20 protein-coding genes are annotated in these 23,051 nt (G+C 61.0%); 10 read left to right on the top strand and 10 right to left on the bottom strand.

The genetic code is table 11. From position 1 onward, the window contains the following. Window positions 1–185: 185 nt before the first annotated feature. Both QYQ99_RS11170 and QYQ99_RS11165 read left to right on the top strand, forming a co-directional pair. Window positions 186–1,466 (top strand): M20/M25/M40 family metallo-hydrolase, encoded by a 1,281-nt coding sequence (locus QYQ99_RS11170; protein ID WP_302092690.1) that lies wholly within the window; start codon window positions 186–188, stop codon window positions 1,464–1,466. 252 nt (window positions 1,467–1,718) lie between these two features. Continuing rightward, window positions 1,719–2,492 (top strand): class II aldolase/adducin family protein, encoded by a 774-nt coding sequence (locus tag QYQ99_RS11165; RefSeq protein WP_302092689.1) that lies wholly within the window; start codon window positions 1,719–1,721, stop codon window positions 2,490–2,492. A 55-nt stretch (window positions 2,493–2,547) separates the two neighbouring features. Here QYQ99_RS11165 and QYQ99_RS11160 read toward each other — a convergent pair whose 3' ends face one another. From QYQ99_RS11160 to mnmG, 7 genes are all read right to left on the bottom strand, one after another. Next, window positions 2,548–3,090: a GNAT family N-acetyltransferase gene (locus QYQ99_RS11160; RefSeq protein WP_302092688.1), complete on the bottom strand. Its 543-nt coding sequence runs from the start codon at window positions 3,088–3,090 to the stop codon at window positions 2,548–2,550. Next, entirely contained in the window at window positions 3,077–4,006 is a 930-nt protein-coding gene (locus QYQ99_RS11155; RefSeq protein ID WP_302092687.1) for a ParB/RepB/Spo0J family partition protein, read from the bottom strand. The genes QYQ99_RS11160 and QYQ99_RS11155 overlap by 14 nt, the downstream gene beginning before the upstream one ends. A gap of 15 nt (window positions 4,007–4,021) precedes the next feature. After that, window positions 4,022–4,570, bottom strand: a complete 549-nt coding sequence (locus tag QYQ99_RS11150) for an RBBP9/YdeN family alpha/beta hydrolase (protein ID WP_302092686.1) — start codon at window positions 4,568–4,570, stop codon at window positions 4,022–4,024. 53 nt (window positions 4,571–4,623) lie between these two features. Next, on the bottom strand, window positions 4,624–5,394 hold the full coding sequence (locus tag QYQ99_RS11145) for a ParA family protein (RefSeq protein ID WP_302092685.1): 771 nt from the start codon (window positions 5,392–5,394) through the stop codon (window positions 4,624–4,626). A 12-nt stretch (window positions 5,395–5,406) separates the two neighbouring features. Beyond that, a complete protein-coding gene (locus tag QYQ99_RS11140) occupies window positions 5,407–6,018 on the bottom strand; it encodes a LysE family translocator (protein WP_302092684.1) in 612 nt (203 codons plus the stop codon). A 144-nt stretch (window positions 6,019–6,162) separates the two neighbouring features. Then, window positions 6,163–6,825, bottom strand: a complete 663-nt coding sequence (gene rsmG, locus QYQ99_RS11135) for a 16S rRNA (guanine(527)-N(7))-methyltransferase RsmG (RefSeq protein WP_302092683.1) — start codon at window positions 6,823–6,825, stop codon at window positions 6,163–6,165. Next, on the bottom strand, window positions 6,822–8,786 hold the full coding sequence (gene mnmG, locus QYQ99_RS11130) for a tRNA uridine-5-carboxymethylaminomethyl(34) synthesis enzyme MnmG (protein ID WP_302092682.1): 1,965 nt from the start codon (window positions 8,784–8,786) through the stop codon (window positions 6,822–6,824). The genes rsmG and mnmG overlap by 4 nt, the downstream gene beginning before the upstream one ends. 255 nt (window positions 8,787–9,041) lie before the next feature. Between mnmG and QYQ99_RS11125 the strand changes: the two genes are divergently transcribed. The 3 genes from QYQ99_RS11125 (at window position 9,042) to QYQ99_RS11115 (ending at window position 11,538) form a co-directional block, all read left to right on the top strand. Next, window positions 9,042–9,617: an NADPH-dependent FMN reductase gene (locus QYQ99_RS11125; RefSeq protein WP_034374944.1), complete on the top strand. Its 576-nt coding sequence runs from the start codon at window positions 9,042–9,044 to the stop codon at window positions 9,615–9,617. A gap of 108 nt (window positions 9,618–9,725) precedes the next feature. Next, on the top strand, window positions 9,726–10,334 hold the full coding sequence (gene gstA, locus QYQ99_RS11120) for a glutathione transferase GstA (RefSeq protein WP_302092681.1): 609 nt from the start codon (window positions 9,726–9,728) through the stop codon (window positions 10,332–10,334). A gap of 85 nt (window positions 10,335–10,419) precedes the next feature. Then, the gene (locus QYQ99_RS11115; RefSeq protein WP_302092680.1) at window positions 10,420–11,538 is read left to right on the top strand and encodes an alkene reductase; all 1,119 of its coding nucleotides are present in this window, start codon (window positions 10,420–10,422) and stop codon (window positions 11,536–11,538) included. 115 nt (window positions 11,539–11,653) lie between these two features. Here the strand turns inward: QYQ99_RS11115 and QYQ99_RS11110 are convergent, their stop codons facing one another. Beyond that, on the bottom strand, window positions 11,654–13,327 hold the full coding sequence (locus tag QYQ99_RS11110; RefSeq protein WP_302092679.1) for a methyl-accepting chemotaxis protein: 1,674 nt from the start codon (window positions 13,325–13,327) through the stop codon (window positions 11,654–11,656). A gap of 272 nt (window positions 13,328–13,599) precedes the next feature. Here QYQ99_RS11110 and QYQ99_RS11105 point away from each other — a divergent pair, with 272 nt between their 5' ends. The 3 genes from QYQ99_RS11105 (at window position 13,600) to QYQ99_RS11095 (ending at window position 15,754) form a co-directional block, all read left to right on the top strand. Next, entirely contained in the window at window positions 13,600–13,794 is a 195-nt protein-coding gene (locus QYQ99_RS11105) for a heavy-metal-associated domain-containing protein (protein WP_012836553.1), read from the top strand. 76 nt (window positions 13,795–13,870) lie between these two features. Next, window positions 13,871–14,377, top strand: coding sequence for a Cu(I)-responsive transcriptional regulator (gene cueR, locus QYQ99_RS11100; RefSeq protein WP_302092678.1), 507 nt, complete (start codon window positions 13,871–13,873; stop codon window positions 14,375–14,377). 189 nt (window positions 14,378–14,566) lie between these two features. Then, window positions 14,567–15,754, top strand: coding sequence for an acetyl-CoA C-acyltransferase family protein (locus tag QYQ99_RS11095; RefSeq protein ID WP_087085572.1), 1,188 nt, complete (start codon window positions 14,567–14,569; stop codon window positions 15,752–15,754). A gap of 165 nt (window positions 15,755–15,919) precedes the next feature. On the opposite strand, the gene QYQ99_RS11090 is transcribed toward QYQ99_RS11095, so the two are convergent. Next, window positions 15,920–16,957, bottom strand: a complete 1,038-nt coding sequence (locus tag QYQ99_RS11090; protein WP_302092677.1) for a recombination-associated protein RdgC — start codon at window positions 16,955–16,957, stop codon at window positions 15,920–15,922. Between the two features lie 262 nt (window positions 16,958–17,219). Between QYQ99_RS11090 and QYQ99_RS11085 the strand changes: the two genes are divergently transcribed. Both QYQ99_RS11085 and QYQ99_RS11080 read left to right on the top strand, forming a co-directional pair. Continuing rightward, window positions 17,220–17,774 carry a Spy/CpxP family protein refolding chaperone gene (locus QYQ99_RS11085; RefSeq protein ID WP_302092676.1) on the top strand — a complete coding sequence of 185 codons (555 nt, stop codon included), beginning with the start codon at window positions 17,220–17,222 and terminating at the stop codon, window positions 17,772–17,774. Between the two features lie 217 nt (window positions 17,775–17,991). Beyond that, entirely contained in the window at window positions 17,992–18,555 is a 564-nt protein-coding gene (locus QYQ99_RS11080; RefSeq protein ID WP_302092675.1) for an acyloxyacyl hydrolase, read from the top strand. A gap of 1,465 nt (window positions 18,556–20,020) precedes the next feature. Here the strand turns inward: QYQ99_RS11080 and dinG are convergent. After that, window positions 20,021–22,192, bottom strand: coding sequence for an ATP-dependent DNA helicase DinG (gene dinG / locus QYQ99_RS11075; RefSeq protein WP_302092674.1), 2,172 nt, complete (start codon window positions 22,190–22,192; stop codon window positions 20,021–20,023). Window positions 22,193–23,051: the final 859 nt, after the last annotated feature.

The following is a 23,051-nucleotide window of genomic DNA, read 5'->3' as shown; positions in this document are numbered from 1 at the left end:
CGCGCAAGCTGCAGGGCTTTTTTGTTGGCGCGAGAGATCAAGTGGTCCTGGTATTTATCCCTAGTCCCTCAGCGCCGAGGCCGCAAACACGGCTGCTAAGCTGAATTGCCTGAGCGGTGCATCACGCCGCCTTGTCTTGCCGCGGCCCTATCCGGGAGCGGTCCGCCCCCTCAAGGAGAATTTCTATGCGTTGGAACACGCCCTCTGCCCCTTTGCTGCGCGCCCTGGCCCTGGTGCTGGCCTTCGGCTCCGCCCAGGCTGCCCCTCAGGCCGAATGGCTGGAGCATGCGAAAAAGGAGCAGCAGCCCTATCTGGATACGCTGCGCGATCTGGTGCATATCGAGTCCGGCAGCAAGGATGTGGCGGGCGTGAAGAAGATTGCCGAGTACATCGCCGGCAAGCTGCGCGCGCAGGGCGGCAAGGTCGAGGTGATCGAGCCCAGCGACATCTACCGCCTCGATGACACGCCCGAGAAAGTCGGCCCCATGGTGCATGCCGAATTCAAGGGCAAGGGCAGCAGCCGCATCATGCTGATCGCGCACATGGACACCGTCTATCTGCCCGGCATGCTCAAGGAGCAGCCCTTTCGCATCGACGGCGACAAGGCCTATGGCCTGGGCATTGCCGATGACAAGCAGGGCGTGGCCCTGATCATGCATATCGTGCCCCTGCTCAAGAAGCTGGGCATCGAGGACTACGGCACGCTCACGGTGCTGATCAACGGCGACGAGGAAATCAGCTCGCCCGGAGCCCGCAGCACCATCACCCGCCTGGGGGCCGAGCAGGACGCCGTGTTCAGCTTTGAAGGCGGCGGCAACGACGGCAGCCTGCGCCTGGCCACCAGCGGCATCGGCGCCGCCTACCTCAAGGTCACCGGCAAGGCATCGCATGCGGGCGCCAAGCCCGAAGACGGCGTGAATGCGCTGTACGAGCTCTCGCATCAGCTGCTGCAGATGAAGGATCTGTCCCAGCCCCAGGACGGCCTCAAGCTCAACTGGACGGTGTCCAAGGCCGGCACCAACCGCAATGTGATTGCCGCCGAAGCCACGGCCCAGGCCGATGCCCGTGCGCTGCGCGTGGCCGACTTCACGGCGCTGGAAAAAGCCATGCAGGACAAGATCGGCAACAAGCTGCTCGCCGCCAGCAAGGTGGAGCTGAAGTTCGAAGTGCGCCGCCCGCCGCTGGAGGCCAATGCCACGGCGCGCAAGCTGGCGGCCCATGCCCAGGGCATTTATGAGCAGGAGCTGAAGCTGCCCATGAAGGTCATGGACAAGGCCTCGGGCGGCGGCACGGATGCGGCTTTCGCGGCCCTCAAGGCCAAGGGCGGCGTGATCGAGGGCTTCGGCCTGTCGGGCCATGGCGCGCATTCCAACGATGCCGAATATGTGCAGCTCAACACCATCGCACCGCGCCTGTATCTGGCCGCCCGCATGATCCAGGACCTGTCGCGTGGCCAGATCAAGTAATCGTTTTTGATAGCTTTTTGCGCTTTATCAGCTTCAGTTTCAATACAGAAACAATCTGAAAATCAACAGGAGCTTGCGCTGCAAGCTCCTTTTTTATTTTCCAGACTCGGGCCAACATCTCCCACGGGTATTGCCACCGCGCCTGATCCGAACCGGCCTCGCCCGCGTTTGCAGGGTTCTGTCGCCTAGCCAACAGACCGCCGGTGCACGAGTGTCTACATTCATCGGATCAACGATGAAGGAGAGTCGCCCGTGAGCCAAGAGCCCTTGAACATCCCCAGCGTGCAGCATCTGGTCAGCCCCGAGGAATGGCAGCTGCGCGTGGACCTGGCCGCCTGCTACCGGCTGGTGGCACTGTACGGCTGGAGCGATCTGGTCTTCACCCACATCAGCGCGCGGCTGCCGGGCCCCGGGCATCACTTCCTCATCAACCCCTACGGGCTGATGTTTGACGAGATCACCGCCTCCTCGCTGATCAAGGTGGACCTGGGTTGCAACAAGCTCATGGACTCGCCCTTTCCCGTGAACCCGGCCGGCTTCGTCATCCACAGCGCCGTGCATGAGGCACGCGCCGACGCGCAATGCGTGATCCATACCCACACGCGCGCCGGCGTGGCCGTGGCAGCCCAGAAGAACGGCCTGCTGCCCATCAGCCAGCAAAGCACCTTTGTCCTGGGGTCCCTGGCCTATCACGTCTACGAAGGCGTGGCCTTTCGCGAGGACGAGAAGCCGCGTCTGCTGGCCGACATGGGCAAGGCCAACTTCCTCATGCTGCGCAACCACGGCCTGCTGACCTGCGGCCCCACGATTGCCGATGCCTTTTTGTCCATGTACGTCTTCGAGTCCGCCTGCCAGATCCAGATCGCGGCCCAGTCCGGTGGCACCGAACTCACCGAGGTCGACCCGCAGATCCTGCAAGGCATCGCCCATGCCATGAAGGTGCAGACCGGCGGCATGGGCGGCCAGTTTGCCTGGCCCGCACTGCTGCGCAAGCTCGACCGAATCGACCCCGGCTATTGCAGTTAGAACACCGCCCCGGAATCAAAAAAGGGCATCCATCTGGATGCCCTTTTTTGCAGCATCAGCTGCGGCGAATACGGTAGAGACAGTGCTCAGCCAGCGCGTGCCCGGCTGGCAGATCAGGGTGCATGAATGTCTGCGCATCGGGCTGCATTCCCAGGCGCTGCATTACGGCCTGTGAGGGCTTGTTCGGCACCGCCGTGAACGCCACAACTTCATCCAGTTGCAGCTCATTCCACGCAAAATCCAGCGCGGCTTTTGCGCCCTCTGTCGCCAGCCCTTGGCCCCAGTATGGCCGCGCCAGCCGCCAGCCCACTTCCACGCAGGGCGAAAACGGTAGCTCTGCTGCGGGAGTGTGCAAGCCAATCATTCCTGCCAAATGCCCGGTGGCTCTATCCTGCGCTACCCAGAATCCCCAGCCACGCTCGGCAATCAACGCCTCGGCCTTGGCGGCCAGGGCATCGCTGGCCTGTCTGTCCAGCACGCTTGGGAAGTAGCGCATGACTTGCGTGTCCGCATTGAGCGCGGCAAACTCCGGCAAATCCTGCGGCGTCCATTGCCGCAGAATCAGCCTTGGCGTGGTCAGGCACTCAGGCTTCACCACGCAGCTTTTCGATGAGGCCGTTGAGCTCGTCCAGCGAGCCGAACTGGATGGCGATCTCGCCCATTTCCTGCTGCTTGCCATGGCGGCGCACGGTCTTCTTGATGCGCACCTCGACATCGGCCGTGAGCAGGTCGGACAGCTCTTCCTCAATGCGTTTCACGTCGCGCGACTTGCCATCTTTCTTGGCCTTCTGGCGCGTCAGATTGAACTCGGCACCGATCTTCTTGACCAGCGACTCGGCCTCGCGCACCGACATCTTCTTGGCCGCGATCTGGTTGCCTGCCGTGATCTGGGTGGCCCGGTCCAGCGTCAGCAGCGCCCGCGCATGGCCCATGTCGATATCGCCGGCCATCAGCATGGTCTGCACGGGCTCGGCCAGATTCAGCAGGCGCAGCAAATTGGTGGCAGCGCTGCGCGAGCGGCCCACGGCCTGCGCGGTCTGCTCGTGGGTCAGGCCGAACTCCTTGACCAGGCGGGCCAGACCCTGCGCCTCTTCCAGCGGGTTCAGATCTTCGCGCTGAATGTTCTCGATCAGCGCCATGGCCGCCGCCGCCTCGTCGGGCACCTCGCGCACCAGCACCGGCACCTCGGACAGACCCGCGATATGCGCGGCACGGAAGCGCCGCTCGCCGGCAATGATTTCGTACTTGCCGGCGTTGTCGCCCCTGGAGAGCTGGCGCACCAGGATCGGCTGCATGATGCCCTGGGCCTTGATGCTCTCGGCCAACTCGTACAAGGCGCCTTCGTCCATGCGGGTGCGCGGCTGGTACTGGCCGGCCACCATCACATTGAGTGCCAGCGTGCTCGGCAGATTGACCTGAGACCCGCTCGCAGCGGCCTGCTCTGCTTCACTGACCTTGGGGCCCAGCAGGGCTTCCAGACCACGTCCCAGGCCCTTGGGTTTCTTAGTCACCATTGCTGAATTCTTTCTTTAAAGGGAGAGCAACAGCTCATGCCCGGCTTCCCACAGTCCCAGTCCGCTGGCCGTGTTGATATGGCCTGCGGCACCCGCATTCACGAAGCGGCTGCCCCAGCCCTCAGCCATGGCCTGGGCGCGTACTACAGAGCAGTTCGGGTCGTTTTCGCTGCCCACCAGTATCGACGGGAAGGGCAGCGTTTGCAGCAGCACGGGCGACCAGCCCGGCAAGACGCCGCGCAGACTCTCCTGCTCGGTGTCGCCCGGCGCCACCAGCAACGCACCGCGCACCTTGCTCCTGGCTACTTGAGAATGCGCCGCCCACCAGGCCACCAGCACGCAGCCCAGGCTGTGCGCCACCAGGGTGACGGGAGCCGGAGCGTCAAGCACGGTTTCCTGCAGGCGGATGCTCCAGTCACCACGCAGCGGATGCTGCCAGCTGTGCTGCTCCAGTCGCTGGTAGCCGTACCGCTCCTGCCACAGACTTTGCCAGTGGCCGGGGTCGGAGTTCTGCCAGCCGGGCAGCAGCCAGACATGCTGCGGGTTCAGTGCTTCAGAGGTCATGACCGTTGGCGATAGGCTAGAGAGAAGACGGGGAGCTGTTTCACGTGAAACACTCACATTTTCTTGATGCGGCGCACCATCTCTTCGGCGAACTCGACAAAGGCCTTGCTGCCCTTGGCCGAGGCGTCGAACACCACGCCCGGCAGGCCGTAGCTGGGGGCTTCGGCCAGGCGCACATTGCGCGGAATCACGGTATCGAACACCTTGTCGCCGAAATGCTCCTTGAGCTGGTCACTGACCTGCTGCTGCAGCGTGGTGCGCGGATCGAACATCACGCGCAGCAGACCGATGATCTGCAGCTCGGGATTCATATTGGCATGCACCTGCTTGATGGTGTTGACCAGATCGGTCAGGCCTTCCAGTGCAAAGTACTCGCACTGCATGGGCACGATCACGCCATGCGCCGAGCACAGACCGTTCAAGGTCAGCATGGACAGCGAAGGCGGGCAGTCGATCAGCACAAAGTCGTAGTCGGCGGCCACGGCCTGCAGAGCGGTCTTGAGACGCTCGTTGCGGCGCTCCAGCGAAACCAGCTCGATCTCGGCACCCGACAGCTCGCGGTTGGCACCCAGCACGTCATAGCCGACCTGCTCGGACTTCTGGGCCACTTCCTTGACGCTGGCGTTTTCCAGCAGCACGTCGTAGACGGTCAACTCCAGCGCACGCTTGTCCACGCCGGAGCCCATGGTGGCATTGCCCTGGGGGTCCAGGTCGATCAGCAACACACGCTGGCCGACCTTGGCCAGACCGGCGGCAAGATTGACCGTGGTCGTGGTCTTGCCCACTCCACCCTTTTGATTGGCAACGCAGAAAATTTTGGCCATTGAACTTCTCTTTTAGTTGGCGGCCAGCTTGAGGCCAAAACCGATCAGAAACACACCGGCTGTTTTTTCCAGCCACTTCACCACGGCCGGATTGGCACGCAAGCGCTCGGCCAGCACCGTGGTCAGCGTCACCACGATGAAGCTGTAGATAAAGGTAATTGCCGCCACCGTGGCAGCCATCACGCCAAAGGTGATGGCGCCCTGATGCCGGGCCGGGTCCACGAACATGGGAAAGAACGCCATGTAGAACACAATGGCCTTGGGGTTCATCAGGGTGATCAAAGCACCCTGGCGGAAATACTGGCGCGGCTGGATTTCAATGGCCGGCGCATCGCCGGGCCTGGTCGTGAGCAGCTTGTAGCCCAGCCAGGCCAGATAGGCCGCCCCCACCCATTGCACGGCATGGAAGGCCGCCGGGTAGGCGGCCAGCACCGCCGCCACACCCGCCACGGCCAGCCACATCAGTACCTGGTCGGCAGCCATCACCCCCAGGCAGCATGCAAGGCCCGCTCTCCATCCGCCCTTGCCCGTGGAGGTAATCAAGGCCAGATTGCCTGGTCCAGGGATCAGCAAGAAAACAGTAACGGCAGCTGCAAAAGCGCCGTAATCAGAGATGCCAAACATTCAAACCCTGCGCGATGGAAAACAGCAAGTTTATGCGAGGGCCATGACCGGCGCATCTGCATTGCGCAGATGTTGCCTGACACAGTATGTAAAAAGGCACTTTGTTCCCCTTGGAAACAAAGTGCCTCGACCAAGCCTTACCGCTCAAGAAGCCAGCTTCAACCAGATCACGCAGCGCTCGGCATCCAGGCCGGGCACGGCCAATGGTTCCACGTGAAACACATTCACATCGGCAGGCAGCGCAGCAATTTCCTCATCGGGGTGCTTGCCCTTCATGGCAAACCAGATGCCGCCCTCGGCCAGAGCCTTGCGCGACCAGGTGGTGAAGTCCACCAAAGATGCAAAGGCACGGCAGCTGATGACCGGATAGCGGGTCTTGAGGTTTTCCACCCGGTCATGAATGCCGCGCAGATTGGGCAGGCGCAAGGATGCCGCCACCTGCTGGATGAAAGCGGCCTTCTTGCCCACGGTATCCACGCAGTTCACATCGATCTGCGGGCAGCAGATGGCAAACACCACACCGGGCAAACCACCGCCGGAGCCCACGTCCAGCAGCGGCAGGCGCTTGCCCTGTTGCACCGGCAGTTGGTTCACATGCCGCAGCAAGGCGGGCACGGCGGCCAGGCTGTCGAGCAGGTGATGCGTCAGCATCTCCTGGGGATCACGCACCGACGTCAGGTTGTAGACCTTGTTCCATTTCTGCAGCAGATCCATGAAGGACATCAGCAGATCGATCTGGGCCGGGGCCAGTTCCAGCTTCAGTGCCTGAACGCCCTGCTCCAGCTGGGTACGCAAAACCTGGCTCATGCGGAAGCCTCTTCGTTCTGAGTGGCAAAGCCCTTGAAGCCGCCTTTTTTCAGATGCACCATGAGCAGCGAGATGGCTGCCGGCGTCACTCCCGAAATGCGCGAGGCCTGACCCAGGGTTTCGGGCCTGTGCTTTTGCAGCTTCTGGCGCACCTCGAAGGACAGCGCCGCCACCTGCATATAGTCGAAGTCCAGCGGCAGACGCAGGCGCTCGAAATGCGCGGCTCGCTCCACCTCATCCTTCTGGCGGTCGATATAGCCAGAGTACTTGGCGGCAATCTCCACCTGCTCGATCACTGAAGCGCTGAGTTCACCCAGAGCCTCGGGCTGCACATCGGCACTGGCGTATTTGCCCTGGTTCATGCCCATGAGCTTGTCGTAGTCCACACCGGGGCGACGCAGCAGGTCGAACAGGTTGTATTCGCGCTCCATGGCCTTGCCCAGCACGCGCTCGGACTCTTGCGCAGCCACCACACGAGGGTTCACCCAGGTGGATTTGAGGCGCTCTGTTTCACGTGAAACAGCATCGCGCTTGCGGCTGAAGGAATCCCAGCGCGCATCGTCGACCAGCCCCATCTGGCGGCCCGCTTCGGTCAGGCGCATATCGGCATTGTCTTCGCGCAGCTGCAGGCGGAACTCGGCGCGGCTGGTGAACATGCGATAGGGCTCGGTCACCCCCTTGGTGATCAGATCGTCGACCAGCACGCCCAGATAGGCCTCGTCGCGACGCGGCATCCAGGGGCCTTCGCCACGGCACTGCAGCGCTGCGTTCAGGCCCGCGAACAGACCCTGGGCGGCAGCCTCTTCATAGCCGGTCGTGCCATTGATCTGGCCCGCAAAGAACAGACCCTGGATCTGCTTGGTCTCGAAGCTGCTCTTGAGCGAGCGCGGATCGAAGTAGTCGTACTCGATGGCATAGCCGGGGCGCAGGATATGGGCGTTCTCCAGCCCCTTCATGCTGCGCACCAGTTCGTACTGAATGTCGAAGGGCAGGCTGGTGGAGATGCCGTTGGGGTAGAACTCGTGCGTGGTCAGGCCTTCGGGCTCCAGAAAGATCTGATGGCTTTCCTTGTCCGCGAAGCGGTTGATCTTGTCCTCCACGCTGGGGCAGTAACGCGGACCCACGCCCTCGATCTTGCCGGTGAACATGGGACTGCGGTCAAAGCCGCTGCGGATGATCTCGTGCGTGCGCGCATTCGTGTGCGTGATCCAGCAAGGCATCTGGCGGGGATGCATGGCACGGTTGCCCATGAAGCTGAACACGGGCACTTCCCCTTCGTTCACGCCGCCTGGCATGCCATCGCCGGGTTGCTCCTCGCACTGGCTGAAATCGATGCTGCGGCCGTCGATGCGCGGGGGCGTGCCGGTCTTCAGACGGCCCTGCGGCAGCTTGAGCTCCTTCAGGCGCGCCGACAGGCTCACGGCCGGAGGATCGCCCGCACGGCCTGCGGCATAGTTGTTCAGGCCCACGTGGATCTTGCCGTCGAGGAAGGTCCCCGCGGTCAGCACCACGGTGCGGCTGCGGAACTTGAGACCCACCTGGGTGACGGCACCGACCACGCGGTCGCCCTCCACCATCAGATCATCCACGGCCTGCTGGAAAAGCCAGAGATTGGGCTGGTTTTCCAGCATCTCGCGAATCGCGGCCTTGTACAGAATGCGGTCGGCCTGGGCGCGCGTGGCACGCACGGCCGGTCCCTTGGAGCTGTTCAGAATGCGGAACTGGATGCCGCCCTTGTCGGTCGCCAGAGCCATGGCACCGCCCAGGGCATCGACCTCCTTGACCAGGTGACCCTTGCCGATGCCGCCGATGCTGGGGTTGCAGCTCATCTGCCCCAGGGTTTCGATATTGTGGGTCAGCAGCAATGTCTTGCTGCCCATGCGCGCAGCGGCCAACGCAGCCTCGGTGCCGGCGTGGCCGCCACCGACCACGATCACGTCAAATTCCTGTGGGTACAACATATTTCTGCTCCGGGCCAAGCCCGGCCCTTGCCCCTGCACGAAGCAACCATGCCTCGGCTCTCATGGCAGGCGGACATGTTTTCGCGCCATGTCCAGCCCTGCGGGGAACCTGCAATTTTCCCACCATTGGCGCAACAATGCCTTGCCAGGGGGGTTTCACGTGAAACATGGCAGCCACAGCTACGGCCTAGTTGTTTGCCCTGATCACCCTGCCTACGCATGAAAAGTGCAATCGCTCTGTGCTGCAATGCCTGCATGCAAATCCTCATTTTTGCGGGCAGCACCCGCCAAGACTCGTACAACCGCAAGCTGGCCAAGGTGGCCGCCTCCATCGCCCGGCAGCAAGGCGCAGAGCCCAGCCTGCTGGAGCTGTCGGACTACGACATCCCCCTCTACAACGCCGACCTCGAAGCGCAGGGCACTCCAGCCGATGTCATTCGCCTCAAGCAAGCCATGCACAGCCATGCCGCCTGGATTGTCTGCAGCCCCGAGTACAACGGCAGCTACCCTGCCCTGCTCAAGAACGCGATCGACTGGGCCTCCAGCCCGGTCAAGGGCGATGCGCAGTGGTCCGATGGCGTCCTGCCGTTTCGCAACAAGGTCGTCGGCATGGCCAGTGCCTCGCCTGGTGGTCTTGGAGGCCTGAGAGCGCAGTCTCACCTCGCTGCGCTGCTATTGAACCTGGAATGCTGGGTGGCACCGCGCAGCCATGCCGTGAGCCAGGCGGGCGAGGCTTTCGATGCCCAGGGGCATCTGGTGCGCGCCCAGAACCAGCAAGGCATGGAGGCACTGGTGCAGCAGGTACTGTGGGCTGCAGGGCGCCTGGGCTGAGCAATCCCCCACGGATACGTACTACTTGCTGTCGGCTGCATAGGCATATGACATGCAACCGGTTTAGCATGGGCGCTTGTCTTTTCATTGCATAGAGAGCCACTCATCATGAAGCTTTACTACAGCCCCGGCGCCTGCTCCCTGTCTCCGCACATCGTGCTGCATGAAGCAGAACTGCAGCATGAAACTGTGATGGTCAGCACCAAGAGCCACAAGCTCCAGGACGGAACGGATTACTACGGCATCAATCCTCTGGGCTATGTACCCTTTCTGGTGCTGGACAACGGCGACACCTTGCACGAAGGCCCGGCCATTGTTCAATACCTGGCTGACCTGGCCCCCGAGAAGAACCTGGCGCCCGCCAACGGCACGGTGGCCCGCTACCACCTGCAGGAATGGCTGAACTTCATCAGCACCGAAGTGCACAAGGGCTTCGGCCCCTTGTTCAATCCTGCAACGCCAGAGGATTACAAGCCCCTGGTGCGCGCCAATCTGCTCAAGCGCCTGGCCTGGGTCAACGAGCAACTCGCCAACAAGAGCTATCTGATGGGCGACCAGTTCACCGTGGCCGATGCCTACTTCTTCACGGTCACGGGCTGGGCCCAGTTTGTGGGCCTGGACATCTCCGAGCTTGAGAACATCCAGGCCTACCGCGAGCGCATTCTGGCGCGTCCCGCCGTGCAGGCCGCGATGAAGGCAGAAGGCTTGCTGAAGTAAGTTTTTTGGCACCCATGCACGCTGAGATCGTAAACACGTTCTAAGAGCTCGGTACCCACCGAGCTTTTTTCATCTGGAGTTCTGCATGACCTCATTGTTCGACCCGATTGAAGCGGGCAGCCTGCGCCTGCCCAACCGCATTGCCATGGCACCGCTGACGCGCAACCGCGCTCCCGACGCGATACCGACGCCGCTGATGCAGACCTACTATGTCCAGCGCGCCTCTGCCGGCCTGCTGATCAGCGAAGGCACGGCCATCAGCCACCAGGGACAGGGCTATGCCGACGTACCCGGTCTGTACGGCCAAGAGCAGCTGCAGGCCTGGAAGAAAGTCACCGATGCCGTGCATGCCAAGGGCGGACGCATCGTCACCCAGCTCTGGCATGTGGGCCGCATCTCCCACACCGTGCTGCAGCCCGAGCTGCAGGCACCGGTCGCGCCGTCGGCGCTGACGGCCCGCTCCAAGACTTTTGTGATCGACCGCGAGACGGGACAAGGCCAGTTTGTCGCCACCTCGGCGCCGCGTGCACTTGAGCAGCAGGAGCTGCCGGGCATTGTTCACAGTTTTGCCACCGCCGCGCGCGAGGCCGTGCAGTCGGCGGGCTTCGATGGCGTGGAGCTGCATGCAGCCAACGGCTATCTGCTCGACCAGTTCCTCAAGACCGGCACCAACCAGCGCAGCGACGACTACGGCGGCAGCATCGAAAACCGGGCCCGTCTGGTGCTGGAATGCGTGCGCGCCGTGGCCGATGCCATCGGTGCCGGCAAGGTCGGCATCCGCATCTCTCCGGTCACGCCGGCCAACGACATCGTGGACGAAAACCCGCAGGCGCTGTTCGAGTATCTGGTGCGCCAGCTCGCGCCGCTGGGCCTGTCCTATATCCACGTGATCGAAGGCGCAACCGGCGGTCCGCGCGAGCTGGCGGATCGTCCCTTCGACTACCAGGCACTCAAGCAGGCCTATCGCTCAGCGGGCGGCAAGGGCGCCTGGATGGTCAACAACGGCTATGACCGCCAGCTGGCGACGCGCGCGGTGGAAAGCGGCTATGCAGATATCGTGGCCTTCGGCAAGGCCTATATCTCCAACCCCGATCTGGTGCACCGTCTGCGCGACGATCTGCCGCTCAATGCCTGGAACAGCGAACGCTTCTACGGCGGCGGGGCCGACGGCTATACCGACTACCCTGCGCTCGCCAGCCAGTAAGCGCGATCGGGCTGCAGGCCCTGTCGACGCTTGCGCCAGCAGCTGTTGAACGAAAGAAAAAAGCCCGGTGCAGGACAGCAACCGGGCTTTTTTGTGGGCGTGCTCCGCCTGAGGATCAGGCCTGTTCGAGCAACTGCTGCTTGTGGCCCGGCAAAGCCGCCTGGGCAGGCGCCATACCGGGATGTGCGGCAGTCCTGGGGCTGCGCTGGACGGCATGCAGCGCGCCGCCGGCCAGCTTGAACTGGCTGACCAGCTGTGCCAGTCGCGCCGCCTGCTCGCGCAGCGATTCTGCGGCGGCGGCAGACTCTTCCACCAGTGCCGCATTCTGCTGGGTCATGCGGTCGATATCGCCCACCGCCTGGTTGACCTGGCTGATGCCCAGCGACTGCTCGCTGGACGCCGCCGTAATCTCGCCAATGATGTCGCCCACACGCTGTGCACTGTCCACGGTCTCCTGCATGGCCTTGCCTGCGCTCTCCACCTGGCGCGCGCCCACATCCACGGTCTGCACGCTGGTGTTGATCAACGACTTGATCTCGCTGGCAGCCTGGGCCGAACGCTGGGCCAGGCTGCGCACCTCGGCCGCCACCACGGCAAAACCGCGGCCCTGCTCGCCGGCACGGGCCGCTTCCACAGCGGCATTCAGCGCCAGGATATTGGTCTGGAAAGCAATGGAATCAATCAGGCCGATGATGTCGCCGATCTTGCGGCTGGAGGCCGAAATCTCCTGCATGCTGTTGACGGCCTGGCCGACGATCTGGCCGCCCTGCACGGCCGTCGAAGAGGCCGAGGCCGCCAGCTGGTTGGCCAGCTGCGAAGACGATGCGGTCTGCTGCACCGTGGCCGTCAACTGAGCCAGCGACGCGACGGTTTCCTGCAGATTGCTGGCCGTCTGTTCGGTGCGGCCCGACAGATCCTGATTGCCCGTAGCAATTTCCTGGCTGGCGGTGGCGATATTGCCGCTGGCATCGCGCACCTGGGCCACCGTGGTGCTCAGCGATTGCTGCATCTGGTCCAGCGCACGCTGCAGATCCGTCAGCTCATCCCTGCCGCTGACCTCGACCTTGTGCGACAGATCGCCGCCGGCAATCGTCAGTGCCATCTGACGGGCCACTTCAAGCGGACGGCAGATGGACAGCATGTTCAGCAAAGTCAGTGGAATCACCACCACCAGCGCCAGGATCACGGCCGCCACAAACATCCAGCGTGTCATGTCGGCCACGTCGCGCTCGGCTGCGGCCAGTGCATTGGCCTGCTGGCGCAGCAAGTTGTCCAGCTGCGCCAGCAGCTTGTCGGCCTCCATGACTTCGGCCAGAGCCTTGCCGCTCATGCGGTTGGCGGTGGTGGCCGAGTCATAGCCACCGGCCTCCAGCTGGCGCGCCACAGGCTCGAAGAGCTTTCGATAAGCGTCGATGTGCCCAATGATGCTCTTGGTCAGCTGTGCGTCCTGCGCGTTCGGGTCGGTCACGAACTTGCCCAATGTCACCTTGGATTTGTCGATGAACATGACCCATTGCTGATAGGCCTTGCGCACCTCTTCGGGCTTTTCGTACTGGATGACCATGTCCTTCTCGCTGGAACGGATGCCACCCAGCTCGGTGCGCAGTTGCGCCATATGGCCCGATTTGACAAAGGCGTTGCTCAAAAACTCCTGGCTCATGTCCTGGATGCGGAACATGCCCAGCATCCCGGCGCCCCCCAGCAAGCCCAGCAACACCATCACCACACCAATGGCGCCCATCATGCGCGTGCGGATGGTGAAGCCCCGCATCATTTCCAACAGACTCATGAATCTCTCTCCACTTTGAACGACTGGCATTGTCGGGCCAGAACTTGCAAATTGTTTCAGATTGTCACCGACATCCAAAAAAACCCGTGACTGCGATGCCCAAGCCATGGCGATCTGCAATATGACAAGTTCTTATCGGCAGTCTTTGCGGCTTATCAACCCTGCCGGCTTCATGTCTTATCAAAGGCTTGACCTTGCCATGATGTTAGGGTTAACCATTCAAGACATGGAGTCCGCCAGCCCGGTCGACTCACCTTCTGAAGGAGCCATCCATGCAACAAGTTTTTGAAGTTCAAGGCATGACCTGCGGCCACTGCGAACGCGCCGTCACCAATGCCATCCAGGGCGTCGATGCCCAGGCGCAGATCAAGATCGATCGCGCCGCCAATCGAGTGGAAGTCGAAACCGGCGCCAGCCGCGAGGCCGTGGCAGCCGCCATTGCCGAAGAGGGCTACAAGGTAGCCTGAGCGCAGCCTCTCCCACCGCGCCAGCACCTCATGCAAGCCGCCAGAAGGCCGCTGGCGCGTTTTTTCAGGATCACCCATGCCCAACCACCCAGCGACACAAAAAATCGCTCAGAACTGGCCTGTCGTCATCGGCGAGGCCGCACGCCGCGCCGGGGTTTCTGCGCGCATGGTGCGTCACTACGAGTCACTGGGCCTGCTGCCACCCGTGCACCGTACCGACAGCGGCTATCGCCAGTACACCGAAGCCGATGTGCATGCGCTGCGCTTCATCCGCCGCGGGCGCGATCTGGGCTTTTCCATGGACGAGATCGCCACCCTGCTGGGCCTGTGGCAGAACCAGGGCCGTGCCAGCAGCCAGGTCAAGGCCATCGCGCAAAAGCACATTGCCACACTGACCGAGCGCATCGCCGCCATGCAGTCCATGCAGCGCACGCTGCAGACTCTGGTGCATTGCTGCCACGGCGACGACAGGCCTGACTGCCCCATCCTCGACGACCTGGCCAGCGCGGACACCGACCTGACGCCGGCCCATCACGAACCCAGGGCTCCCACTCCGAGAGGCCGGCGCAGGGCAGCGGCCTGAGGCGGATTGCGGCGGCTTGGGGGTTTCACGTGAAACCATCGCCACCCGCGCAGGGCAGCGTCAACAATGAGACATGTTGCACTGCAGCAAGTACTGCAGAATACTCTGTGCGATGAATGCGGTTGCTCTCATCCATCTTTTTAAATCACTCAAGCACAAGCATTGCCGACGCGATGCAGGAGACAAACCATGAGCACCAGAGACATCTTCGTTGTCAGCGCCGCGCGCACGGCCATCGGCACTTTTGGCGGCAGCCTCAAGGACGTTCCCAACGCCCAGCTGGCCACCACCGTGGTCAAGGCTGCCATTGCGCGTGCCGGCATCGCTGCCGACACCGTGGGCCATGTGGTGATGGGCAACGTCATCCCCACCGACACGCGCGACGCCTACCTGTCCCGCGTGGCGGCCGTGGACGCCGGCTGCTCCATCGAAACCCCTGCCTACAACGTCAACCGCCTGTGCGGCTCTGGCCTGCAGGCCATCGTCTCGGCAGCGCAATCGATTGCGCTGGGCGACTGCGAAGTGGCCATTGGTGCCGGCTCCGAATCCATGAGCCGCGGCCCCTACTTCGACATGTCCGCGCGCTGGGGCGCACGCATGGGCGATGCCAAGAGCATCGACTACATGCTGGGCATCCTGCACGATCCCTGGCAAAAAATGCATATGGGCATCACTGCTGAAAACGTGGCCGAGCGCTACAAGATCAGCCGCGTGATGCAGGACGAGCTGGCCGTCATCAGCCAGCAGCGCGCCGCTGCCGCCATCGAGGCCGGCCGCTTCAAGGAGCAGATCGTTCCCGTGGAAATTGCCAGCCGCAAGGGCGTGGTGCTGTTCGACACCGACGAACACGTGCGCGCCGCCACCACGCTGGACACCCTGGCCGGCATGAAGCCCGCGTTCAAGAAGGAAGGCGGCACGGTCACCGCCGGCAACGCCTCCGGCATCAACGATGGCGCGGCTGCCGTGCTGATGATGAGCGAGCAGGCGCTGAAGTCTTCCGGCGCCAAGCCCATTGCCCGCCTGGTCGGCTACGCGCACGCCGGCGTCGAGCCGGCATACATGGGCATCGGCCCGGTCCCCGCAACGCAGAAGGTGCTGGCACGCACCGGTCTGAAGATCGAACAGATGGACGTGATCGAAGCCAACGAAGCCTTCGCCGCCCAGGCCTGCGCCGTGATCCAGGAGCTGGCTCTGGACCCTGCCAAGGTCAACCCCAACGGCTCCGGCATCTCCCTGGGCCACCCCGTCGGTGCCACCGGCGCCATCATCACCACCAAGGCGCTCTACGAGCTGCAGCGCACCGGCGGCCGCTATGCGCTGGTGACCATGTGCATCGGCGGCGGCCAGGGTATTGCCGCGATTTTCGAGCGCGTCTGATGCCGCGTTTGCGCAGCACCTGAAACGCCCATGAAAAAGGCCTGCCGGAGACATCTGGCAGGCCTTTTTTTGATAGCTACTTGCGCTTTCTAGCCATTGATTTCAGCATCAATTAATGCTGAAATCCTTTATTCACATGCGCAAGCAGCTACATCATTCATAGCGTCAGAACGGCGCCTCTTCCGGGGCCGTATCGGCGGGCGCCGTGGCCGGGCCCGTGAACGTGCCCTGGCCGCGTCCCTGTGCCAGACGCACGGGCAACGTCTCTGCCGCAGGCACCGACGCCAGCGATGCCGGCAGGCCATCGCCCAGACCCGTGCGCCCTTCCCCGCCCAGCGCCTCGATCAGATCGGGAATCAGGCGTGACAGCTCGCCCGTGGCAATCGCCACATCGGTATCGAAACCGCCATCGTCCTGGCTGTTTCCGTCCATCACTGCGTCAAGCAACGCGATCTTCTTGATCTGCAGACCTTCGCTGAGCACAAAGCTCACGCGGTCATCCCAGGTCATGGCCAGCTTGGTCGGCAGCTTGCCATGCTCGATATGCTGGCGCACCTCGTCGATATCGAGCGGGTGGCGCGCATAGCGCACCACGGCCTTGGACTCATCGGCGGCCTTGAGCTCGCACTCGCGGTCGATGGAAAAACCTGCCGGAGGCTCCTGTGTGATCAGCCAGTGCGCCATGGCGGCCTGCGGACTGGTCTGCGTGTCCAGCAACGCCACCGCAAAGCCTGGCAGGCCTTCGACCAGCAGCGTCACGATCTCGTCGGCACGGCCTTGTGCGCTGGTATCGAGCACCAGCGTGCGCGCCTGCGCATCGATCCACACCCACATGCTGCCCTGCTTGGTGAAGGCCATGGGCAGCAGGTCCAGCTTGGCCTCGTCCTTGAGCTCCTTCTTTTCCTTCTTGCCGGGCTTGCGGCCCTCCGTCTTTTCGATGTGCTCGGCCTTCTCGTTGACCTTGCGGTTGAGCACGCTGGCCGGCAGCATCTTGGACTCGCTCATGAAGCGCATCACCCACTGGCCGGCCACGCTTTCCGCCAGCGGGCCATGCGGCTCGCCGCGCGGCGGCACCCAGCCCACGGAGCGCTCCTGTGTCGCGCCGCACTCCTCAAACACCGTCTTTTGCAGCGCATCTTCCAGCAGCTGCAGATCGCCCTGCCAGCTCTCGGCAATGCGATAAACAATCATGTTCTTGAACATCAAAAACCTTTGCTAAACCTTCAATCGTCGCCAGCTCCTGCAGCTGGATCTCGCGGAAAAAAATCGGCCGCCAACGCAGCCCATGCATGCATTGTTGCGCAGTCGGAGCCACTCAAACTTATCAAATCTTTACAGAGCGGCTGCAAAACCTCACGTCTCAGAAACATGGGGGGTCCACACTTCAGTCATCCGCTACCGAATGCCCATTCAGGAGCAAGACCAGGCGGCCACTTCTTCCACTTCAATCGAAAAGGAAACAGACATGACCCGCTTTCGCCAGACATTGACCGGCGCCGCTGTTGCAACCGCCCTGCTCGCCTCGCTGAGCCTGCCCAGCTTTGCCCAGACTTCCGCCCCTGCCGAGCAACCCGCAGCAGCGCAAAAAGCGCCCGAGCCGCACCAGCACCAGCGTGGTGACAAGCGTGGTGACCGCATGGAGCATATGAAGCAGCGCATGGAAAAACTCAAGGCCGAACTGAAGCTGACGCCTGCGCAGCAAGCGGCCTGGACCACCTACACCCAGGCCATGAAGCCCGGTGAGCGCCCTGCCCCCCGCGACCGCGAAGCCTTTGCCAAGCTGACCACGCCAGAGCGCATCGACAAGATGCGTGAAATGCGCGGCAAGCACATGGCCGAGATGGACCGCCGTGCCGAAGCCACCAAGGCCTTCTACGCCCAGCTCAGTGCCGAGCAGAAAAAGACCTTCGATGCGGCCACCCTGCACATGCATCACCAGCGCGGTGAGCGCCATCACGGCCACCATGGCGGCCAACCCGGGCAGGAGCGTCCCGCAGCTCCTGCCCCTGCGGCAAAGTAAGCCGAGCTCAGTCGCCCTCTCCATAAAAGCCCCCGGTCGTCATGACCGGGGGCTTTTTTCATTTCGATATCAATTGGCTGACTACCAACGCAAGCGCTTGCCGACAGAACATTTATTCACAAGCTTCTAGATTCATATCCACAGAAGGAACGAAATCCAGGCATTACCCGAGCATCGATGTAGCGACCCAATTCAACACATTTAGATGGCAATTGACATGAAAAAACTGCAATTGGCAACCAATCTTGTAGTCCCGGTGCTGATCAGCCTGGCGAGCTCCATGCTTCATGCACAGCCTGCGCAATCATCGACAACAGCTATCTATCTGCAGTACGGCTCGGCGGAGCACAACACCGACAGCTGGACGGGCGGCGTCATGCTCCCCTGGAACTGGAGCTACGCCCTTGGCTCGGGACGGATGACGGGTTACTGGGATCTCTCTGTCAGTCGCTGGTCGGCCGACTATCAGGGCGGCAATCGTTCAGCCTGGGTTCTGGGAGCACAGCCCACATTACGCTGGCGCCCCTCTCAAGGCCAGTCTCCCTGGTTCCTGCAAGCCGGCCTGGGCGCGAGCTATGCCATCAACCACCGCTTCATCACCGATCACAAGGAATTTTCGACCCGCTACAACTTTGCCAGCCATATAGGCATCGGCTACCTGTTTGGCGAGCAACTGAAAAACGAGATCAGCCTGCGCTTGGAGCATCAGTCCAATGCAGGCATCAAGCGCCCCAATCCGGGAGAGAACTTTCTTCAGCTGCGATACGCACGCCACTTCTGAATTCCCGGGCCAGTGCTATCCAGCTCGACCAGGCCGCCCAACGGGCGGCTTTTTTCATGCTTTGCCGCAGCTCCACGGCCTGTGAATAAACATGGTGATAAAAGCCAAGGAAATTTTCAGTTTTCCACAGCCCGGCTGGCTTCTGGAAAGTTGTTCCCAAATCAAGGACAGCGGCAGCCCATGTAAGGGCACAGACTTTGTGAAAGTGTAAGTTGTTGATTTTCAATGAAATTAATTACTTATCAACAATTAAGTGGACTACTTACTATTACTACTAAGTAAAAAGATAAGACTAGAAATAACAACTTTGGTCGAAGTTTACACAGCAATCGGAGAGCACCTGGATAAAAAAACCGGCTGATCAGATCAGGTTCAGGAAGTTCTTTCTTCACCACAGCTCTGACATCTGATGTGCTCAAGCATGCTTTCAGCAGTTGTTCACTATAAAAAACATAGCTAACTATGCATATATAGCAATGTTTTTAGCCGATTTAATGCTAAATAAGAAAGAAATGAATTTCTGTGGATAACCAGATACCAACTCTTGGGTTTTCCACAAAAATCAAGAGATCGACAAAGTTGTTCATGGATGGAGGACAGCAGCGACCCTGGTTTGTCTCCATGTTTGTCATCGTGCAAGAGACTTGATTTGTCTTGTTTTTTTGAAGTTATCAACAGCAGATGCCAAGTCTTACTACTACGACTATATTTTTATAAGACTTCTAAAGAACAACTGAAGGCAAACTCGCAGACAGGGACTGGGCGAAGCTGGAACTGAGCGTGTTCAGCTGCTTCAATCCCTTTGTTTCAGAGGGAAGTTCAGAAAAAAAGCCCTTGGTGAAAATTGACGCGCCAGATCTTGAAAAATTGGCGTAAGATGCGCCTCCTCAAAGATCCGAGCTGGGGATAAATTCCTGTGGCAGAGACGATGAAGCGCTTGTTATCCACAGAATGTTATGAACAGCTGGGGGAAACTCGCCACGCATGCATGCCGCCGATCCCGGCTGCTGATGGCTTGGCATGCATTCAAAAAAATTCAATGATCCGTAGGTCATTGTTTTCAAAGGATTTTTTGACTCTTTCTTGAAGTCTGAATCAAGACTGGGCGGGATGCGGCTGGCATCCGGGCAGGCGCAAAGGCATTGCAGCAGGCGCCAAAGCTGGCCGCTCGCCATGCAGACCGTCCAAGAAGAAAGGGTCGGATCGCAGGCGTATCGGGAATCGCGTATTGCTTGGGGATGGGCTCGCCGCGCAGTGCGGCGAATCGCTGCAGATGCCGCTCGCAGTGCCGGGCAAGTGTTAGAAAAATTACAAATGCGACTCGGGCGAGCAGGGCGGTGCCGGCCTGGCTGAAAACCGCCAGGCCGTAAATGTCCAGGACGCGCTAAAACCGGCTGTCAAACGCGCTGAGAGAGCGGCAAAACAGCCTGGAGTTGCTGCTGCAGGCCGCCCTTCGCGCAGGAACTCAGGCCCCTCGGACAGGGCGCTTTTGCAGCGTGAACGGCGGCAGGCCCTTGATCAGCAGCTGGCCGTAGCTGGTGCCCGTCAGGCGACGGTCATAGCAGTACACATGGGCCTGGTCTTCCTCGGTCCGGATAGCGCGGCCTACCCACTGGGCCAGGCGAATGGCCGTGGCCGGCACCACCAACTCGTTGAAGGGGTTGCGGCCGCTGCTGCGCAGCCATTCGGCTCTGGCTTCGCCAACGGGGTCATCGGGCGGAGCAAAAGGCAGCTTGGTGATGAACAGGGACTCGCAGAGTGCTCCGGGCAGGTCCAGTCCTTCGCCAAAGGACTGCATGCCGAAGATGATGGAGGGCTCACCCATCGCCACGGCCTCGCGGTGGCGTGCCAGCAGTGTCTGGCGGGGCAGGGCGGTCTGCACCAGCACCTGGTTGCGCATGCTGGTGGACAGCGCATCCACGGCCTGGCGCATCTGCTCGCGGGATGTGAACAAGACCAGTGCGCCGGCCTCTATGCGGCTCAGATCGTTCAGCAGGGCCTCGACCATCTCCTCGGTAAAGCGGGCGGCTTCACGCGGGTCTGAGACCGTTTCACGGGCCACCAGCGTGCCCTGGCGCGCATAGTCGAAGGGACTTGGCACTTCCAGCGTGGTGACAGAGGCGTCATTGGCCAGCCCCGCCTCACGCAAAAAGAAGTCGAAATGCCCGCAGCTGGTCAGCGTGGCAGATGTCAGCACCGCACCGCGAACCTGCGACCACAGGTGCTGGCGCAGGGTGGCGCCGGGCTGTATCGGGCTGGCATGGGCCTTGACCACGATGAACTCGCCGTCCATCTCCAGCGTGAACCACTTGGCATGGGGCACCATCTTGCCGTCGCCATCGCTCTCGTTGTTCTGCAGCAGCAATTGCGTGGTGTTGAAAATGGCTTCCAGCCAGGGCGCCAGGGCGCCTACCTGCGCATAGACGGTGGACAGGCGCTGCGCCTCCTCGGGTTGCTCCTTGATTTCGGCACGCAGAGCCTTGGAGACAGCACGCAGCGCATCCAGAAAGCCGTCGGCATGGTGCGCAATCTGTCCCAGAGGCTCCAGAAGGGCCTCTGGCAGCATTCCGCGGGGTGCCCGTACCCTGGCCGGCCCATAGCTGTCTTTTTGCGATTTGAGAGTCTCTCCGTAGTGCTCCATGACCAGTCGCGCCAGCTCCTGCATCTGCTGGCGCAGCTGACCCGCATGCTTGGGCACGTCGGCCAGCTCCTCGACTTCGGCGACCTGGTTCACGCGCAACGCACGGCTGGCCAGCTTGTCGATCCAGCCCAGGCGGCTCAGATCCATCTCGCCGGCAAACTGGTCCAGAGCCGTGGAGGGCAGGTGGTGGGCTTCATCGAGCACCAGCAGGCAATTGTCCAGCTCGGGCAGCAGCTTGGAGCCCAGCGAGGAAAGCAGCAAATCATGATTGGCGACAATGACTTGCGCCGCCACCAGGTCTTTGCGGCGTTCGTAATAGACGCAGCTGCCGAAGGCCGGGCAGTGCTTGCCGGTGCATGAAGAGGACTCGGCCGCCACGGGGCTCCAGGCCTCGGCCTCCGGCGGGGTCTCCAGCGAGTCGCGGTCGCCGTTCCAGGCCTCGGTGGCCAGCGCATCGGCCATGGATTTGTAGAACTGCATGCGGGCCTGCAGTTCATGCTGAGGACGGCTGAACTTGGTCTGGCCCTGCTCATCGCCAAACAGGTCGTCCATCTCGTCCTGTGCTTCCCCCGTGCTCGCCAGACGTTCCAGCTTGAGTTTGCAGACAAAGCGGCCACGCCCCTTGGCCAGCGCGAATTTGAAAGGCTGGTCCAGCTTTTGCGCCAGGGCCGGCAAATCCTTGTTCACCAGCTGCTCCTGCAGCGCCACCGTGGCTGTGGAGATCAGCACGCGCGTGCCGCGCGACAGCGCCATGCGAATGGCCGGAATGCTGTAGGCCAGCGATTTTCCGACTCCGGTTCCTGCCTGCACGACAGCGATGGCACGGCGCGGTTCCGGCTCGTCTTCATCGATTTTTCCGAGCTGGGCCTGGCTCAGCGTTTGCGCGATCTGGGCCGCCATTTTTCGCTGCCCATCACGACTGCGAAATCCCGGCATGGCCCCGACCACGGCATCAAAGGAATTCAGGGCCTCTTCAGCCCACTTTTTTTCATGCATTTCAGCGTTTTTTGAGACGCAAAGACGCTGTGCTTTGGCGTTTTATAAGTATTCGTACAGAGATATGTATCAAATAAGATTGAATTTCTTATGTGATACGGCATACAAAACAGTGGTTTTTGTATGCTCTACGGTTGTATCCGGTGAGCAGTTCCAATGAAACTTTTCCACCACTTGTATGTGACTTGTTCATTGTAGTTGTGGATTCTGTCCATGATAGTTACCAAGAAACTTATCCACAGAGCTATCCGAGAATTGACCTGTACATATCATGGGGGCAACCATGTATGCATGCATGTGGATATGGTTGTTAAATTTTTATGAATAAAAAACTTTTTCTAGATTTCGTTGTGGCAGGCATTTTTCAGGATCTGCATAGTTTTCAAGCGCTGTGAGTAAGTTTGTTCAAGGTTTGTATCGCTCTTGCAGGGTATGAATTTCTCGATTTATCCACAGGTTTGGCGGATCTGCTGCTGAAGGTCTTCAGGCTCTGAATTTTCCACTGATGACGGTCACGCCAGGGGTTTGTATGCCAGAGCGGCCATTTCTGTTGAAATCCGGGATGCGGAGGAGGGAGAGGCGCAATCTATCCACTGCGTGGATAACTTCAATGCTCTACTTTTGATAGTAGATATCCAATGGTTATCAAAGGATTGATCGTGTTTTCTGAGGAATTCGGAGATAAGGCATGGCCTTGGCTTCGGTCACGATTTCTAGATACTTTTAATACTCATGTATGAAAAAGTACATGAGAAATGCCTGTTTTTTGAGCAAATTGCAGAAGGTATGCGTGATTTGCCTGAAAAACGGGCAATGCAGCCTGTCTGAAGGCTGATTTCCTGGTGTCAGGCCATCAGCG

It is taken from the genome of Comamonas testosteroni, assembly GCF_030505195.1.
Lineage (GTDB): Bacteria > Pseudomonadota > Gammaproteobacteria > Burkholderiales > Burkholderiaceae_C > Comamonas > Comamonas testosteroni_G.
The sequence above is the reverse complement of the archived record's forward strand: the minus strand, read 5'-3'. Positions and strand labels throughout refer to the sequence as shown.

Excerpts from the sequence above, each read along its gene's own strand:
- QYQ99_RS11170 (WP_302092690.1), top strand. The coding sequence starts at position 186 with ATGCGTTGGAACACGCCCTCTGCCCCTTTGCTGCGCGCCCTGGCCCTG.
- QYQ99_RS11155 (WP_302092687.1), bottom strand. The coding sequence starts at position 4,006 with ATGGTGACTAAGAAACCCAAGGGCCTGGGACGTGGTCTGGAAGCCCTG.
- QYQ99_RS11150 (WP_302092686.1), bottom strand. The coding sequence starts at position 4,570 with ATGACCTCTGAAGCACTGAACCCGCAGCATGTCTGGCTGCTGCCCGGC.
- QYQ99_RS11145 (WP_302092685.1), bottom strand. The coding sequence starts at position 5,394 with ATGGCCAAAATTTTCTGCGTTGCCAATCAAAAGGGTGGAGTGGGCAAG.
- QYQ99_RS11140 (WP_302092684.1), bottom strand. The coding sequence starts at position 6,018 with ATGTTTGGCATCTCTGATTACGGCGCTTTTGCAGCTGCCGTTACTGTT.
- rsmG (WP_302092683.1), bottom strand. The coding sequence starts at position 6,825 with ATGAGCCAGGTTTTGCGTACCCAGCTGGAGCAGGGCGTTCAGGCACTG.
- mnmG (WP_302092682.1), bottom strand. The coding sequence starts at position 8,786 with ATGTTGTACCCACAGGAATTTGACGTGATCGTGGTCGGTGGCGGCCAC.
- QYQ99_RS11125 (WP_034374944.1), top strand. The coding sequence starts at position 9,042 with ATGCAAATCCTCATTTTTGCGGGCAGCACCCGCCAAGACTCGTACAAC.
- gstA (WP_302092681.1), top strand. The coding sequence starts at position 9,726 with ATGAAGCTTTACTACAGCCCCGGCGCCTGCTCCCTGTCTCCGCACATC.
- QYQ99_RS11115 (WP_302092680.1), top strand. The coding sequence starts at position 10,420 with ATGACCTCATTGTTCGACCCGATTGAAGCGGGCAGCCTGCGCCTGCCC.
- QYQ99_RS11110 (WP_302092679.1), bottom strand. The coding sequence starts at position 13,327 with ATGAGTCTGTTGGAAATGATGCGGGGCTTCACCATCCGCACGCGCATG.
- QYQ99_RS11105 (WP_012836553.1), top strand. The coding sequence starts at position 13,600 with ATGCAACAAGTTTTTGAAGTTCAAGGCATGACCTGCGGCCACTGCGAA.
- cueR (WP_302092678.1), top strand. The coding sequence starts at position 13,871 with ATGCCCAACCACCCAGCGACACAAAAAATCGCTCAGAACTGGCCTGTC.
- QYQ99_RS11095 (WP_087085572.1), top strand. The coding sequence starts at position 14,567 with ATGAGCACCAGAGACATCTTCGTTGTCAGCGCCGCGCGCACGGCCATC.
- QYQ99_RS11090 (WP_302092677.1), bottom strand. The coding sequence starts at position 16,957 with ATGTTCAAGAACATGATTGTTTATCGCATTGCCGAGAGCTGGCAGGGC.
- QYQ99_RS11085 (WP_302092676.1), top strand. The coding sequence starts at position 17,220 with ATGACCCGCTTTCGCCAGACATTGACCGGCGCCGCTGTTGCAACCGCC.
- QYQ99_RS11080 (WP_302092675.1), top strand. The coding sequence starts at position 17,992 with ATGAAAAAACTGCAATTGGCAACCAATCTTGTAGTCCCGGTGCTGATC.
- dinG (WP_302092674.1), bottom strand. The coding sequence starts at position 22,192 with ATGCATGAAAAAAAGTGGGCTGAAGAGGCCCTGAATTCCTTTGATGCC.